The organism is Bartonella grahamii subsp. shimonis, from assembly GCF_036327415.1.
Lineage (GTDB): Bacteria > Pseudomonadota > Alphaproteobacteria > Rhizobiales > Rhizobiaceae > Bartonella > Bartonella shimonis.
Window position 1 is genome coordinate 627,359 of record NZ_CP123961.1, and the last position, 16,503, is coordinate 643,861.

11 protein-coding genes are annotated in these 16,503 nt (G+C 36.8%); 5 read left to right on the plus strand and 6 right to left on the minus strand.

Annotation, left to right across the window (positions count from 1 at the left end; translation table 11 throughout):
• Positions 1-9: 9 nt before the first annotated feature.
• The 3 genes from ppa to mgtE form a co-directional block, all read right to left on the minus strand.
• Positions 10-540 (minus strand): inorganic diphosphatase, encoded by a 531-nt coding sequence (gene ppa, locus QHG57_RS02785; protein ID WP_330168602.1) that lies wholly within the window; start codon positions 538-540, stop codon positions 10-12.
• A gap of 79 nt (positions 541-619) precedes the next feature.
• Positions 620-2,446, minus strand: a complete 1,827-nt coding sequence (gene typA, locus QHG57_RS02790) for a translational GTPase TypA (protein WP_330168603.1) — start codon at positions 2,444-2,446, stop codon at positions 620-622.
• A 1,263-nt stretch (positions 2,447-3,709) separates the two neighbouring features.
• Complete coding sequence (mgtE, locus tag QHG57_RS02795) at positions 3,710-5,086, minus strand: magnesium transporter (RefSeq protein ID WP_330168604.1); 1,377 nt, start codon at positions 5,084-5,086, stop codon at positions 3,710-3,712.
• A gap of 388 nt (positions 5,087-5,474) precedes the next feature.
• Between mgtE and QHG57_RS02800 the strand changes: the two genes are divergently transcribed.
• Complete coding sequence (locus QHG57_RS02800) at positions 5,475-7,499, plus strand: M3 family metallopeptidase (RefSeq protein ID WP_330168605.1); 2,025 nt, start codon at positions 5,475-5,477, stop codon at positions 7,497-7,499.
• Between the two features lie 161 nt (positions 7,500-7,660).
• Here the strand turns inward: QHG57_RS02800 and QHG57_RS02805 are convergent, their stop codons facing one another.
• On the minus strand, positions 7,661-8,737 hold the full coding sequence (locus tag QHG57_RS02805; RefSeq protein ID WP_330169605.1) for an SGNH/GDSL hydrolase family protein: 1,077 nt from the start codon (positions 8,735-8,737) through the stop codon (positions 7,661-7,663).
• 14 nt (positions 8,738-8,751) lie between these two features.
• Complete coding sequence (locus tag QHG57_RS02810; protein ID WP_330169421.1) at positions 8,752-10,014, minus strand: lytic murein transglycosylase; 1,263 nt, start codon at positions 10,012-10,014, stop codon at positions 8,752-8,754.
• A 267-nt stretch (positions 10,015-10,281) separates the two neighbouring features.
• Between QHG57_RS02810 and QHG57_RS02815 the strand changes: the two genes are divergently transcribed.
• Together QHG57_RS02815 and QHG57_RS02820 are read left to right on the plus strand one after the other, a co-directional pair.
• The gene (locus QHG57_RS02815; protein WP_330168607.1) at positions 10,282-11,172 is read left to right on the plus strand and encodes a UTP--glucose-1-phosphate uridylyltransferase; all 891 of its coding nucleotides are present in this window, start codon (positions 10,282-10,284) and stop codon (positions 11,170-11,172) included.
• A 40-nt stretch (positions 11,173-11,212) separates the two neighbouring features.
• Positions 11,213-12,205 (plus strand): KpsF/GutQ family sugar-phosphate isomerase, encoded by a 993-nt coding sequence (locus QHG57_RS02820; RefSeq protein WP_330169422.1) that lies wholly within the window; start codon positions 11,213-11,215, stop codon positions 12,203-12,205.
• Positions 12,206-12,482: 277 nt separating this feature from the next.
• Here QHG57_RS02820 and omp10 read toward each other — a convergent pair whose 3' ends face one another.
• Positions 12,483-12,842, minus strand: a complete 360-nt coding sequence (gene omp10 / locus QHG57_RS02825) for an outer membrane lipoprotein Omp10 (RefSeq protein ID WP_330168609.1) — start codon at positions 12,840-12,842, stop codon at positions 12,483-12,485.
• 253 nt (positions 12,843-13,095) lie between these two features.
• On the opposite strand from omp10, the gene QHG57_RS02830 reads away from it, so the two are divergent.
• Together QHG57_RS02830 and QHG57_RS02835 are read left to right on the plus strand one after the other, a co-directional pair.
• Positions 13,096-14,481 (plus strand): sigma-54-dependent transcriptional regulator, encoded by a 1,386-nt coding sequence (locus tag QHG57_RS02830; RefSeq protein ID WP_330168610.1) that lies wholly within the window; start codon positions 13,096-13,098, stop codon positions 14,479-14,481.
• A gap of 404 nt (positions 14,482-14,885) precedes the next feature.
• Entirely contained in the window at positions 14,886-16,457 is a 1,572-nt protein-coding gene (locus QHG57_RS02835; RefSeq protein ID WP_330168611.1) for a phospholipase D family protein, read from the plus strand.
• The last annotated feature ends 46 nt before the right edge of the window (positions 16,458-16,503 follow it).

The following is a 16,503-nucleotide window of genomic DNA, read 5'->3' on the forward strand; positions in this document are numbered from 1 at the left end:
TTAAAATCGTTATATTTCTTTATTGCGCTCAACAGCTTGCCTAATTAATTCATAAGCAAAGTTTTTATCACGCCATCCTTCAATTTTAGCCCATTTCCCAGGTTCCAGATCTTTGTAATGCTTGAAGAAATGTTCAATTTGTTTGAGCGTAATCTCGGGCAAGTCTGTATAGTTATGAATATTGATATAGCGTTTTGTTAATTTTAGAGTGGGAATGGCAATAATTTTTTCATCTTTACCACCATCATCTTCCATCATCAGAGCCCCGATGGGGTGAACATTGATAACACAACCAGGCAAAAGTGGACGGGTATTACAGATAAGGACATCAATAGGGTCACCATCATCTGAAAGCGTATGAGGGATAAAACCGTAATTTCCAGGATAAACCATTGATGTATGAAGAAAACGGTCAACAAATAATGCGCCCGACTTTTTATCCATCTCATATTTTATTGGTTGACCACCAAGGGAGACTTCCACAATAACATTAATATCTTCTGGTGGATTTTTACCTACGGGTATTTCCTTAACATTCATAGAGACATCCTTTCTGGGATAGAGTGAGGCTCAATACAATTAAATATTTTATAAATATTTTACCAAAGAGATTATGAAATTAACTTGAAATTGATGCACGTGTTTTTTCAAAACGTTTACGTTCATTAGGATCAAGATAGAGTTTGCGGAGACGAATATTTTTAGGGGTTACCTCCACAAGTTCATCATCTTGTATCCACGATAAGGCACGTTCTAATGTCATTTTAATGGGAGGTGTTAGCTTTACAGCCTCATCTTTTCCGGAAGCGCGCATATTGGTGAGTTTTTTTCCTTTTAACACATTAACTTCTAAGTCATTATCCCGTGAGTGAATGCCAATAATCATACCTTGATAGACTTTCACACCCGCATCGATGATCATAGGCCCACGATCTTCAAGATTAAAAAGAGCATAAGCGACAGATTCACCGTTGTCATTTGAAATCATAACACCATTAACACGACCAGCAATGTCTCCTTTATAAGGTTCATAAGCATGGAAAAGGCGATTCATAATTGCTGTACCTCGTGTGTCCGTTAAAAGTTCAGATTGATAACCGATGAGTCCTCTGGTTGGCGCATAAAAAACAAGTCGGACACGATTACCCCCAGAAGGACGTAATTCCACCATTTCGCCCTTACGTTCAGACATTTTTTGTACAACAGTACCGGAATATTCTTCATCAACATCGATAACAACTTCTTCGATTGGCTCAAGAGTTATTCCATTTTCATCCTTTTGCATAACAACACGTGGACGTGAAACACTAAGCTCAAATCCTTCACGGCGCATATTTTCAATGAGAACTGCAAGCTGTAATTCTCCTCGTCCTGAAACGTAAAAAGAATCTTTATCGGCAGATTCTTCAATTTTAAGAGCGACATTCCCTTCTGCTTCTTTTAATAATCGGTCACGAATGACACGACTTGTTACTTTATCGCCTTCAGTTCCAGCAAGGGGACTATCGTTGACAAGAAAACTCATCGTGACAGTAGGAGGATCAATTGGTTGGGCAGTAAGGGGTTCATTAACAGTAGGATCACAGAAAGTATCAGCAACGGTACCTTTTTGTAGACCTGCAATCGCAACAATATCACCGGCACTTCCTTCTTCAATAGGTTGTCGTTCTAGTCCACGAAATGCTAAAATTTTTGAAATACGCCCCGTTTCTAAAAGTTTTCCATCTTGTCCAAGAACCTTAACATTTTGATTAGGTTTTAGAGAGCCAGAATGAATCCGCCCTGTAATAATTCGTCCCAAAAACGGATCTGCTTCAAGAATAGTTCCAATCATGCGAAACGGTCCTTCTGCTACACTAGGAGAAGGGACATGCTGCGTCACAAGATCAAATAAAGGACCTAATCCCTGATCTTTTGGTCCCTCGGGGGCTTCAGCCATCCATCCATCGCGTCCAGATCCATAAAGAATAGGAAAATCAAGCTGTTCATCGGTTGCATCAAGAGCAGCAAAAAGATCAAAAACCTCATTAATGACTTCATCAACGCGTGCATCAGGTCGGTCAATTTTATTAATAGCAACAATAGGGCGCAAACCCACTTTCAATGCTTTACCAACGACAAATTTTGTTTGTGGCATTGGTCCTTCAGCAGCATCAACAAGTACAATGGCTCCATCAACCATATTTAGAATGCGTTCAACTTCTCCACCAAAGTCGGCATGTCCTGGTGTATCAACAATATTAATTCGAGTATCTTTCCAAACAACAGATGTCACTTTCGCTAGGATTGTAATTCCACGTTCTTTTTCAATATCGTTTGAATCCATCATACGTTCGCTTGTACGCTGATTATCACGGAAATTTCCGGATTGCTTGAGAAGTCCGTCTACAAGCGTTGTTTTCCCATGATCAACGTGGGCAATGATGGCAATGTTACGCAATTGCATAAATTTTCTTCTTTTCGTTTAATGAAATTTCATTTGAGGCTAAGTCTTTACATTCTTTGCCTGATTATTACAAAACCTTTTACATGTTTTTTTATAATTTTGGAAGATGGAGGCAATATTTTTATGGCAAAACTATTCATCCAAGTCTTTAAGGCTCTATAAAGCTTCAATTGCTGGAGCTTCGTAAAAGTATTTTTATAGTACGTATGTTCTATTCTCGAGCTAAGAATTGTCCATAAAAATCACCGTCAATTTGATTTTTATCAATATGACGCAAGGAATTTATATAAACGTTTGTAAGAATAAGTAAGTATAAAGCTAGCTTGTATTATTGTTATTGTTTTGCAAAAAAGATTGTAAAAATCTGGAACACCTCTCAATTCATAGCCAATTGATTGACAGCTGTACAATATTTTTATTCTAATAAATCTTTTGCTTATTCTATAACTTGCCAATCAAAATCCAGATCTAATGCAACCGTGTATTTGAGGCAAATATTGTGACGATTAAGAATTTTATAAAAAGTTCTAGCTTTTTTATGCCAGATTGCGACAAAAGTTATATCTGTTTGATTTATTTATGAAACCGGAATACAGTCTTATTTAGAAAGAATATGAAGGCATCAAAAGAAAATTCCCATCTTTGCCATTAAGCCAATTTATGATTTCAAAAGCATCTAAGCAATATTTTTTAAACCATGGAGATAGTGCGCATTGCTTCACACTTTTATTTATCGCATTCTCTAATAAGAGTATGCTTTTCATGCCAAACAGAGCACTTTAAACAGAATACACTTGCATACTCATGTATTTAAGAGAGATTTCTTAACGTACACTACATCCATTCCATGATAGGGCTCATAAATGATATAATATACGCGAATAGTATACTATCAACGCCTTTGTGAAGAAATATAACGCCTATTGAGCATCATCATTATTATTCTTTCTGAGCTGTCAATATTGCGACAGATTTTGATACGAGAAAGAAGATATAAGAAGTATTTAATTTTTTTTGAATAGCTTTTAGCCATACACCAATCTCGTTTGTGATAGGCAAGAAGATGACTTTAATTGATCTAATGTGGGATGCTTTATGATGAGGTAAATTTACGATATTCGAAGCTGTTATTCAATAAAAAATAATAAATTATCTATGGAGCGGTGTGCTAGAAAACAAAGTAATAGAGCTTATTCTCTTATGGAAAGATCTTAGGTTACATGACAAGATCTTTCCAGAAGAAAGAGTTTTTACTTTACATGTTTAAAGAAGAGTTCCTGACAAAATGAGGGAAGCTACAGAAAAATAGATTATAATGCCCATGACATCTACTAAAGTTGCTACAAAAGGAGCAGAAGCACTTGCTGGATCAAATTTTAAACCTTTAAGAATAAAAGGCAGCATAGATCCAGAAAGAGAACCAAAGGTAACGATTCCGACTAAAGCTGTACCTACTGTTGTCGAAACAGCAATCCAATGTTGCCCATAGTCGTAGATACCGAATTGTTGCCAAAGAGCAATGCGCGTAATGCCAATAATTCCGAGTAAGAGACCAAGGGAGAGTCCGGTTGGAATTTCACGAATGAACACTTTCCACCAGTCTTTCAACGTGAGTTCACGTAAAGCCAATGCACGGATAATAAGGGATGTAGCCTGCGAGCCGGAATTTCCTCCTGAGCTCATAATGAGAGGTATGAACAGTGTAAGAATAATCGCTTTTTCGAGTTCTGTTTCGAAATGTTGCATAGCGCTTGCTGTCAGCATTTCACCGATAAAAAGTAAAGCGAGCCATCCGCCACGTTTTTTCATCATTTCGGGAAACTTAATTTGCATATAGGGCTTATTAAGCGCTTCCATACCCCCAAATTTATAGGCATCTTCATTCATCTCATCAACCATAGTATCAAGCACGTCATCGACGGTTACAATGCCAATGACATGGTTACTTTCATCGACTACAGGCACAGAGAGAAGATCATGGCGCTGGAAAAGGCGTGCGATATCTTCATGATGTGTGAAGGGCGATATTGTAATGGGCGAGTCATGGGTAGGGACATTAAGAATTTGTTCATCAGGTGAGGCAAGAATAAGATTACGCAGTGAAACAGCTTTGAGAAGAGTACCTGTTTTAGGGTCAATGACATAGCTGGTATAAACTGTTTCACGTGTTCGTTCGACCTCGCGAATGTGATCCAAAGTTTTTTGTATGGTCCAGTTTGAAGGAACGGCTATAAACTCTGTTGTCATCAGTGCCCCTGCTGTATGATCAGGATAACTGGTGAGTTTTCTAAGTTCAGTGCGCGTTAAGGGTTTAAGCAAGGCATAAAGTCGTGTGCGGGTTTCTTTATCCATTTCTTGAAAAACGTCTGCAGCAGCATCGGCAGACATGCCATCAAGAATTTCAACAGCACGATTTATAGGGAGAAGTTCTAGGATGGCAGCAGGTTGCTCAAGTTCTGGTTTATCAAAAAGTTCGATAACATAATCAAGAGGCAGAAGACTAAGAATAGTTACACGTTCTATGATATCGAGGTCATTAATGATATCAATAGAGTCTGCAAAATGCTGGTTCTTTAACTTTTCAGCGAGAACTTCAGGAGAAAAATTTTTGAAGTCGAAGGCCGTTTTGATTTCAGTCATGATAAAGTACCTCCTGAAGAGTTGGAGAGTTGTAAATCTAGATAATAGATGAGATAAAAGCAAAAGTTTATGGAAGATTTGAAAAAACCTCCCCAACTATAATTCCCAATTGTTAACATTTGAAGTAAAGTCAAGGATAAATTATAAGTTATAAACAAGTTTCTGAATCACTAAAACAAGAATACAGATTAATTTGAGGATAATATAAAGGCGCAAATGTAAAAATCAGTTTTGATTTTTACCATCATTTCTTTAATGCAGTTTTATGATTTTCGGATTTTTTATTCAATAGCATTTTGAAACTCACGAAATAGTTTTAGTATATTATCAATTTGTGTCGTAAAGATAATTGTTAAAGCTTAAATTTATAATGGAGACATAAAGTATTATGACAAAAGCAGCAGTGCTGGACTGGAAGGGATTTTCAGGTCTTCCTGATTTTTCTTCTATCAATGATGAAGATTTTAAGCCCGCTTTTGAACAGGCACTTCAAGAAGCCGAAGAAGAACTAGAGGCGATTGCGATGGTGCAAGAACCACCAACGCTTGAGAATTTTTTACAGCCTTTTGAGCTATGTGGCAAAGCGCTTGATCGTGTCTGTTCAATATTTTTCTTGCGCACCAATGCTCATACGAATGTATTAATCCAACAGCTTGAGCAAGAGTTCGTTGTAAAACTTTCTCGTTATTCTTCAAAAATGATGATGGATGCGCGGATATTTGCGAAAATAGATGTGCTTTATAAACAGTCGCAGCTGGGCATATTTGAGAGTGAAACAACGCGTGTTCTTGAATTATGGTGGAAAAAGTTCGTTTGTCATGGGGCAAAACTCGATGAAAAAGCTAAGAAACGGCTTTTGGAAATTAATGAAAGACTTGCTTTTTTAAATGCTACTTTTGGACAAAATGTCTTAAATGATGAAGCTGAATGGATTCTATTTTTAAAACAAACGGATTTATCTGGTTTACCGGAAGATCTTATTGCTTCAATGAAGGAAATTGCGTGTGAAAGAGGCAATGAAGAAGCCTATGCATTAACACTAGCACGTTCGATTGTTGAACCTTTTTTAAAATTCTCAGATCGTCGTGACTTGCGTGAGGTTGCATTCCAAGCTTGGGCTAAACGTGGTGAAAATAATAACAAGAATGATAATAAAACAATTATTGTAGAGATTGTTGCGCTTCGAGATGAGCAGGCTAAATTATTGGGATATAAATCTTTCGCAGATTTGAAACTCGATAACACCATGGCTAAAAGTGTTGATTCCGTTATGGATTTGCTTATGCCTGTATGGGAGCGCGCAAGAGCGAAGGCTTCTATTGAGCAAATTGAATTACAAAATTTTTCCAACAAACAGGGCAGCAATGAATCTTTAGCTGCTTGGGATTGGCGTTATTATGCTGAAAAACTCCGCACTGAAAAACTTTCTTTCGATAGCGCCGAGATTAAATATTATTTTCAGCTTGATCGTATGATTAAGGCGGCTTTTGGAGTAGCAGAAAAACTCTTTGGCATTACATTTGAAGAAAAAAACACTGTTGCACTTTGGCATCCTGATGCACGTTTGTGGGAAGTAAAGAAATCTGATGGAAGTCTACTTGGGCATTTCATTGGTGATTATTTTGCACGTTCTTCAAAATGCTCCGGTGCGTGGATGAGCCAATTGCAATCACAACATAAATTGGATGGCGGACAAAAGCCTATTATCTACAATGTTGGTAATTTTGCTAAACCACCCAAAGGGGAGGTTGCATTTTTATCACTTGATGATGCGCGTACGCTTTTCCACGAATTTGGGCATGCATTGCATGGTTTGCTTTCTGATGTCACATGGCCATCTGTCTCGGGAACATCGGTTTCGCGTGATTTTGTTGAGCTGCCTTCTCAACTTTACGAACATTGGTTAACTGTACCAGAGATTTTACAGACTTATGCTACGCATGCAAAAACGGGACATCCTATGCCGCAAGCATTAATGGATAAGGTTTTGTCAGCACAGACATTTAATGCTGGCTTTGCTGCAGTTGAATTTACTTCATCAGCTCTCGTAGATATGGCTTTTCATAAAGGACAAAAGGTAACTGATCCAACAGTGTTTGAACGCCAAGAATTAGAAAAGCTGCAAATGCCTGATACAATTATTATGCGCCATCGTCCTCCACATTTTACGCATATATTTTCAGGTGATGGTTACGCCGCTGGTTATTATTCTTATATGTGGTCGGAAGTCCTTGATGCCGATGCTTTTCAGGCTTTTGAAGAAACGGGAGATGTTTTTAATTCAGAGCTTGCTGATAAGTTGAAACGTTTTATTTACTCTGCTGGGGGAAGTCGTGATCCAGAGGAACTGTATAAAGCTTTTCGGGGACGGATGCCTTTACCAGAGGCAATGATTAACAAACGTGGATTATAAGATATAACGGTATGGTTAGCACCATGCCGTTTTCATATTATTTGCAAGATGCAGTTGCGATTTATGCAAAATTTCTTTTCATTAGCTCTGTAAACAGAGCTCTTTTACCTTATTCGCTTTTTGTTTAAGGAGGAAATTAGATTTTATATTTTAAATAGACCTCATAGGAAAGAAAAATTATCAGCTCGGTCTTTTTGATACCCATTTGGTGGAGACCATGATTTTTTTATAAAACTTGACTTTCTTTTGCCTAAAAGATGAGTGTTTTGTTGTGCCATATCATCGAGGCTCATTGGAGGCTGACGCATAATATTACTCCGCTCTTGATTCCCTGATTCTTGTATAAGTTTTTGAATAGCTTGATCGGTTGAGTAAGGATTTTCATGAGAAAAGGCATAAAATTTTAAAATATTTTTCAATGGTTTTTCTAAATAAGAGGCAAGTTTTTTCTTCCCTTCAGGGGTGAAATGCATACCATTATTGGTGCGTAATTTGGTTATTTTTCCATTAATATCATAGCCTGAAAAAGAAAAATTTCCTTCTTCATCACTAAAGCCGCTCCAGATATCGAGAAAATGTCCTCCTGCTGCTTCTGTTTCTTGTTTGTAGAGCGCATTAAAAATTTTCATTTTTTGTGTCAAAAGGTCATTTCTAAAGGCAGGTTGGCTTATCCATATCCATGATTTTCCAGAGGCATGAAGACTTTCAGCAATTTCGATAATTCTTTGTTTGTAGATGTGCATCCATTTTGATTGATCTGTGTTAATTGTGTTATAAGAGTCTGTGATTGGTTGATTATCATTTGCACCGATCATCATGATAATAACATCGGGGTTGTTTTGATCAATGAGTTTAGAAATATTGCTTTGCCAAGAATAATAATCCGTTCGAACTAAGCCGGAAGCTGGTATTGTATTGTTCATGATCACGATATCACTATTATTTATAAAAAACTTCTTCAGTGCATCGGCAACAGCAGAAGCTGTAAAATCCCCTATAACAAGAATGCGCTTTGCATTCTCATTTTTTAGCTTTTGTATGTTTTTTTGTGTTACGATTTTTTTTTGAGACTTGTTTATTTTTTGTTCTATAATTTGCGGTGGTTGTTGCGTCTGTTTGTTATGCTGTGATAGCCATTTGAAGAAGTTCGTTGCTTTGCTTGGGGATGGTTGTATGATCCCCGCAATAGAAAGTGAAAATAGAAATAATATCAAATATATAAGGCGAAAAGAGGACAAAACCTTAGTTTCCATTATTGTTTGCGAAGGAGAAAAAGCACTTGAGATGATGGATATCCATTTGCTTTTAGACCGTGACGCAGTTGAAAAGCTTTAATTGCTTTGCGAGAAGCTGTTCCGATTTTTCCATCAACATTCCCTTTATAATAGCCCAGTGCACTTAAGCGAGATTGCAGTTCTTTACATTCTTGGAAAGTAAGAGGTTGAAAAGGTCTTTGCCAATCATGCACCAATCCAGGATGTCCAGCGATGCGATCAGCAAGAAGGGCAACAGCAAACGCATAACGATCTGCATTATTATAATGTTTCAGAACAAAGAAATTTTTTGTGACTAAAAATATAGGTCCTTTTGCTCCATCTGGATATTTTAATATTGCTTGTTCAGCTGATGTAGGAAGAGGATGCCCATTTGCGTGTTTTACACCTAATTTATTCCATTGTTCAAAGGAATAGAAGCCTTCAGGAAGGTTTTTCCCCTGCGGCACTTTTACCTCTACTCCCCAAATAAGATTAGGTTGCCAGCCATTTTTGTGGAGAAGATTAGCAGCAGTAGCCAGAGCATCTGGAACAGAGTTCCAGATATCACGCCGTCCATCTTGATCCATATCAACTGCATAGGCGAGATAACTGCTTGGAATAAATTGTGTATGCCCTAATGCACCGGCCCAAGATCCAGTGAGTTGAGAGCGTTTAATTTCGCCACTTTGTAGAATTTTCATAGCAGAAATCAGCTGTGTATATGCATATTTTGCACGTTTTTTATCAGCATAGGCTAGAGTTGCAAGAGAGCGGATGGTATCACGCATTACACTTTTATTGGCTAAAATTTTCCCATAATTGCTTTCCATTGACCAAATAGCAAGTAGAATATTGCGGTCAACACCAAAACGTTTTTCAATTTGAAGAAGCCATTTGTTCCATTTTTGAGTTTGGCGCCGTCCTTCCACAATTGCAATATCATGGACACGATTATCGAAATAGTTCCATGAAGGAGCAACAAATTCCGGTTGGTATGCGGCGCTTTTTAGAACTTCTGGATCAATGGCATTAACACCTTTAAATGCCATATGAAACGTAGAAGAGGTAATATTGTGAGCAATAGCTATTTTTTTAAATTCTTTAATCCAGTGTTTAAATCCGCTATCACCATATGAAAGGGATGCAAAAAACATTAAAAAAACAGAAAAAATAACGGCAGAGCCAGTGAGAAGAGTTCTCCAAGTTATTGTTATTGACTTCTCTAAAAAAGAGAAAGTCTTCAATTCTGTTTTTTGCATTTTGAAATCCCCATTAATATTCAATTTATTAGATGTGCAATAACTTTATTTTGTATTTAGTTTAATCGATAATATGATCAAGAAGAGGAGAAAGCTAAAATAAATAATTCGTTTTAATTCTTTCAATAAATTCTCATATTCTCTTTCACATTTTTGAATGCCCATTATAATGATAATCAAAACAATAAGATATCTTTTTTACCATTTCGTAAAAACATATGATAAATAAAACAAAAAAGACATATGAATTCATTGAGGAGGATGAGTGTGCGTAAAATCCGGAAAGCAGTATTTCCAGTAGCAGGTCTTGGTACGCGTTTTCTTCCTGCGACAAAAACGATTCCTAAGGAAATGCTAACAGTTGTTGATAAGCCTGTTATTCAATATGTTGTGGATGAAGCGCGGGAGGCTGGGGTTGAGCATTTTATTTTTGTGACTGGACGTAACAAAGCAGTCATTGAGGATTATTTTGATGCACAAGTTGAATTATACACGACACTTGCTGAATGTGGAAAGAAAGAAGATCTTGCACATTTATACCGTTTACAACCATTACCAGGGTCAACTTCTTTCACTCGGCAACAGCAACCTTTGGGATTAGGGCATGCTCTTTGGTGTGCGCGTGAATTAGTTGCAGGGGAACCTTTTGCATTGTTATTACCCGATATGCTGATTCAAGCCAAAAAGGGATGTCTTTCTGAGATGATTAGTCTTTATGAAAAGGTGGGTGGGGGAAATATTATTTCAGTTCAGGAATGCGATCTTGAGGAAGCACATAAATACGGTATAGTTGGTAAAGGTAAACAGATTGCAAATGGTTTTAAAATCACAAAAATGGTAGAGAAACCAGTGCTAGGAACGGCACCATCAAATTTGTACATCAATGGACGTTATATTTTGCAGCCAGAAATTTTTAATATTCTTTCCACTCAAGAACGAGGAACAGGAAATGAAATTCAATTAACAGATGCTATGATACGGCTTTCAAATGAACAAGATTTTTGGGGTTTGCAAGTGGAAGGGCGCACTTTTGATTGCGGTTCTAAAGCTGGTTTTATTGAAGCCAACGTCGCATTTTCTTTGGCACGCGCTGATATGCATAGCCACGTTTCTGCCTCATTGAAAAATTTACTGGAAACCATTAATGTTGAAAAATGATTATAGATCTCTCATTTAATTTTATTGATCGAATTTGATTATGATAATACCGTCTCCTCATATGGCTTTGCAAGGTGCTGTTGCATCAGCGCTTAAAACACTTGCCAGTGAAAAGCAGGGGCTTGAAGCCCTTGAAAAATCTATTCTGGGAACTCTTTCTTCTTCTTTTGAAGCGGCTGTTCAAACTATTAGAAATGCTCGTGGACATGTAGTCATTACTGGTCTTGGAAAAAGTGGTCATATAGGGACAAAAATTGCAGCAACTTTAGCCTCAACTGGAACGCCTGCCTTTTTTGTTCACGCTGCAGAAGCCAATCATGGTGATCTTGGTATGATTGGATCTGATGATGTTATTCTTGCTTTATCATGGTCTGGTGAAACTCAAGAGTTAAGTGGCATTATGAGTTATGCAGCGCGTTTTCGTATCCCCCTTATTGCGATGACATCAAATGAGCACTCTGTATTAGGACGACAAGCTAATATTGTTTTATTATTACCAAAGATAGAAGAGGCTTGTCCCCATGGTTTAGCTCCTACGACTTCAACAATTATGCAATTGGCAATGGGAGATGCATTAGCGGTTTCTCTTTTAGAAATGCGTGGTTTTACTGCAACGGATTTCAAAATATATCATCCTGGTGGTTCTCTTGGTGCAAGCCTTAAATACGTGTGTGATATTATGCATGAGGGTGATAATATTCCTTTGGTTATGCAGGGAACATCTATGGCTGAAGCGATGAATGTTTTGGTGAAAAAACATTTTGGTTGTGTTGGTGTTGTGAATCAAGAAGGTGAACTAATCGGAATTGTAACCGATGGCGATCTTGCACGTAACATTCATTTTAATTTATCAAAATTTAATGTTGACGAGGTGATGACCACAGCTCCTAAAGTTGTAAAGCCAAATACACTTGTTGGTGCAGCAACAGCTTTTATTAATGATCATCATATTGGTGCATTTTTCGTGGTTGAAGATAAAAAGCCGATAGGAATTGTTCATTTTCATGATCTTTTGCGCATTGGCGCTGCTTAGATTAAAGTCTCCTATCAAATAAAATGTTATTTTAGGTTAAAATATATTGAATGATACAAAGTCACAATTTTATTGTGAGGTGGCATTACTGATGTTTTTTGGAAAAAAATGATTATTTTACGCATTTCATAATGTTTAGAAAATTCTCAGGATAAAGGTTATATCAGTTTTGTTGCATATTTTTAGAGAGGATTTTCTATCAGGAGGAGAAAGGATCGCCTCCTGCTTAATGTATGTGCTCCCTCTGTTCTTAAGAGGGACTTCCCTTGTACTGTGTTTAAGATTTCCGCTTAAGGAAAAACTGTGATCCTGTATGTGAAGTGCAGAGAAGTTGTGTGGCGTCATATGACACTGTACAATTAACTCTAGAAATTGTTCCACGGAGAATAGAGCGTATTTCAATTTCTATATTTTGGGCATTAAGATAATTATACGCCCCTTCTGATAATTTTTCTTCTGTATCTGCTGCACGTGTTTCAAAAACACCATTGTGGAAAGAAGAAATAATACCATTCTCATCAACCCATTTTCCATCAATTCCAGTTGGCATACTTGAGTTATAATATTGCGAAAAGCTACAGGCACTTAACAGCAAGGTGGTGATTGTAAGACATAAAATATGATAGGTATGTTTCATTTATTGCACTCTATTTAGATTATTTTGCTCTCTAGTTTCTATAACATTATTAAATTACCTCATGAGTCAATATGAAAAATTTGATGAAAATCAATGAAAAAGCAAAAAAATGGAAAAAAATGCCTTAATGTTGTATTTAATTAACAGCTTGATGAAGTTCGTAAGTGAAACACAAGAGGTGAAATATTTCTTATGGTTTACAACAATTTTTATATTAAGCTTCTGGGTAGTCTCAAAGGAGATTATTGACATTATGGTTGGTCCTATTCTTGTTGCGAGTGAAGATTATGGAAGACGTGTAGAACTTTCTGCTATGCTGCGAGGTTTTGGTTATCGTGTCATTGAAGCAGAAAATGGTCTCCGTACGATTGATCTTTTACATAGGCGTAAAAACATTGTGCTTGCACTCCTTGATGTCGTTATGAGTGATTTGAGTGTGAACGATTTGATTAAAATGATTAGAGTTGCTGGTGTTTCTGTTCCTATTGTCGTTATAGCACAACAAGAGAATCAGAATTTACTCCAGAAAGCTTTAACAGCTGGAGCTATTGATTATTGGATCCATCCAGTAACATTATTACGCGTAAGAGTTACTTTGGATATTCTTGCTCTTATTTCTGCCTTGGAGCATGAGGTTCGAGATATTCGGCGAAAAAAAGAGAATCATTTACGGTTTTCTGATCTTTGCATAAAAAGTAGAGCTATGCAGATAGTATTAGAACAATCGAGACAAGCAGCAACTTCCTCACAGAATCTTTTGATAGAGGGGGAAGTTGGAACAGGACGTGAGACATTAGCTCGGATTATTCATCATGAGGGTTTATTCTCGGAGGGCGTTTTTATTCGCTTTCAATGCTCAGCCATCGTTGAGCCAGAAGAAGAAAATCAGCAGTGGTTTAAAGAATTTCTCCCATTGGTTTCTTCGCTTGAAAAAGGGACACTTTGTCTTTGTGATATTGACCGACTTGAGCCCATACAGCAAAAACGGCTTGCTCATTATCTTAAAGAAAGGGAAAGGAATACAAAAGAAAAACTTTTTCCTTTTCGGATCGTTGCTATTTCAACATCGCGTTTAAAGGACTTAGTTAAAGAGAACTTTTTTTTGGATAGTTTGTTTGAACAATTTTCTCATTTGTCTATTAACGTTCCTGCTTTAAGAGAATTAAGGGATGATTTTCCAGAGATAACACAACGTTTGATTGATCGCATTATCACAGAAACAGGGCGATCACATGTCCATGGTTTAGCAGGATCGGCTCTTTCCTTGCTTATGCAGTATGATTGGCCTGGCAATAGAAATGAACTTGAAAACTTTTTATTTCGTGCGATTTTACTCAGTGAAGGACCGTTATTAACTGTTCGAGATTTTCCGCAATTAATGGGAAATGCATTAATGAGTGTTCCAAATATCATTGAGTGTAATATGCAAGAAGATAATGAACAAGAATCGATACAATTTTTGAATACTGATGGCCATGTGCGTACTTTTGCGGAGATGGAACATGATATTATCGAGAAAGCGGTTAAACATTATAAAGGACATATGAGTGAGATTGCGCGCCGCCTTCATATTGGTCGCTCTACACTTTATAGAAAAATGGAAGAATTGAGAGCAATAAGAAATCAAGAACGAAAGTAAAATTCATAACAAGTCTCTCTTCATGACAAGCACGAATTTCAAAAAATAGAGTGGCTTTTGATAAAGGCCGTGGGGGGAGGAGGCTTAAGAAAACAATCATTTATTGTAAAATTTATCTATAGAGAATAATTTTATAGATTTAAATCAAATATAAATTTTATGTGACTATCTTAATTTTTTGTTTCAATTTATACAATTTTAGTAGTTTACATTTATTAAAGCAGAGAGGCCTTTTAAAAAACTTTTAAATACTACCGCTAAAATTTTTGTATCATCAATATTAAATTTATACTCTCTTAAGCAAAAAGTGGCATTTTATCTGCTACACGATTAAGATAAAGTGATTAGTATTATCGTTTACATTACTGATGATGCGATAGCTTAAAATAGAAAGTTTATCCTCTTTGACTCTTTTACAGATTATTATTGGTTTTGTCCTCTTTTTTTTTATTGCATCTATGTTGGCAATTTACACCTATGGGCGTTTTGTAAAAAGTGCTAGGGGGCAATGTTCTTATGCGTTGCCTATTCAGGAAGATGAAACCAAGCTTGATCGTATCGTCAGTCAATTAGCTGAGGAAGAAAATGGATTGGGGATTGATAAAGATGCCCTTTCCCTCATTATCAGCAATTTGGATGCGTTTTGTGTTCGTGCAATAGGAGCTGCAGAGGCTGGGCGTAGCCTTGATCTGATGTATTATATTTGGGATGATGATTTAACGGGGCGTCTATTATTAAGTGAAATAGTTAAGGCAGCTGATCGGGGTGTTCGGGTACGGCTTCTTTTGGATGATATTAATGCTCAAGCACGTGATCCAGCTTATATTGCGCTAGATAAACATCCTCATATTGAGGTGAGAATGTTTAATCCAGGGCGATCGCGTAAAGGTGGATTACGCCGTGGTTTAGAGATTATATTACGGGCAATTACTGTTACACGTAGAATGCATAATAAAGCTTTTATTGTTGATGGTAGGATCGCTTTTGTAGGGGGGCGTAATCTTGCAGATTCTTATTTTGATGCTGGTGAAGAATCCCATTTTCGAGATTTGGATTTAATGTTAATCGGACCTTCTGTTAAAAAGGTGGAAAGTATTTTTGATGATTTTTGGAATAGTGCTGTTGTTTTGCCAATTCATACTTTGGTTGTTCCTAAAAGCGCAAGTGATCTTAGCTATTGGAAGGATAAATTACAAAAATTTCGGGATTCCAAGGTTGCAAAAGTTTACTTAGATTATGTCAAAGAGCACATTAATTTTGATTGTTTTATCCAAACAGGAAAGCGGTTATTTTTAGCAGACAAAGTTGTTGTTCTTTCTGACCCTCCAGAAAAAGCATTGCGTAAAAAATCAAGCAATTGGCTTATGAAGGCACTTTCAAAGGTTATTGGAAATGCCCAAAAAACGGTTCAGATTACGTCACCTTATTTTGTTCCTGGTAAGGCTGGTACGCAGAATTTTAGTAATTTGGTTTCAAAGGGTGTTGATGTCAAAATTCTAACGAATTCTTTAGCAGCTACTGATGTAGCATTGGTGCATGGTGGTTATGTACCATATCGTAAGGCGCTGTTGAAAAGTGGTGTTAAGCTTTATGAATTAAAAGCGGAGGGCAACACCCATGGGTTACGATTGTTTAGATCGAGTAAGGCAAGTTTACATGCCAAAGCTTTTTTAATTGATCGTAAAACAGCTTTTATTGGATCTTTAAATTTTGATCCCAGATCAGCAGCGTTAAATACAGAAATGGGTATTCTTTTTGAATGTGCTCCCATTACAGCAAGATTAGATTTGTTGTTTTCTGAAGAAACCACGGGGGAAATGAGTTATCATCTGCGTCTTGGTGATAATAATCGTATTTATTGGGATTTTATTGAAAATGAAAAAAAATATAGCATTGACTCTGAGCCAGAAAGCAATTTTTGGCGTCGCGCATTTGCAAAAATAATAAGTTGGTTACCTATTGAATCACAATTGTAAATTTTTATAAACCACACTTTAAAAAATGTTTATTTTTCTTTTCATT

Excerpts from the sequence above, each read along its gene's own strand:
- QHG57_RS02800 (WP_330168605.1), top strand. The coding sequence starts at position 5,475 with ATGACAAAAGCAGCAGTGCTGGACTGGAAGGGATTTTCAGGTCTTCCT.
- QHG57_RS02830 (WP_330168610.1), top strand. The coding sequence starts at position 13,096 with ATGGTTGGTCCTATTCTTGTTGCGAGTGAAGATTATGGAAGACGTGTA.
- omp10 (WP_330168609.1), bottom strand. The coding sequence starts at position 12,842 with ATGAAACATACCTATCATATTTTATGTCTTACAATCACCACCTTGCTG.
- typA (WP_330168603.1), bottom strand. The coding sequence starts at position 2,446 with ATGCAATTGCGTAACATTGCCATCATTGCCCACGTTGATCATGGGAAA.
- QHG57_RS02810 (WP_330169421.1), bottom strand. The coding sequence starts at position 10,014 with ATGCAAAAAACAGAATTGAAGACTTTCTCTTTTTTAGAGAAGTCAATA.
- ppa (WP_330168602.1), bottom strand. The coding sequence starts at position 540 with ATGAATGTTAAGGAAATACCCGTAGGTAAAAATCCACCAGAAGATATT.
- mgtE (WP_330168604.1), bottom strand. The coding sequence starts at position 5,086 with ATGACTGAAATCAAAACGGCCTTCGACTTCAAAAATTTTTCTCCTGAA.
- QHG57_RS02820 (WP_330169422.1), top strand. The coding sequence starts at position 11,213 with ATGATAATACCGTCTCCTCATATGGCTTTGCAAGGTGCTGTTGCATCA.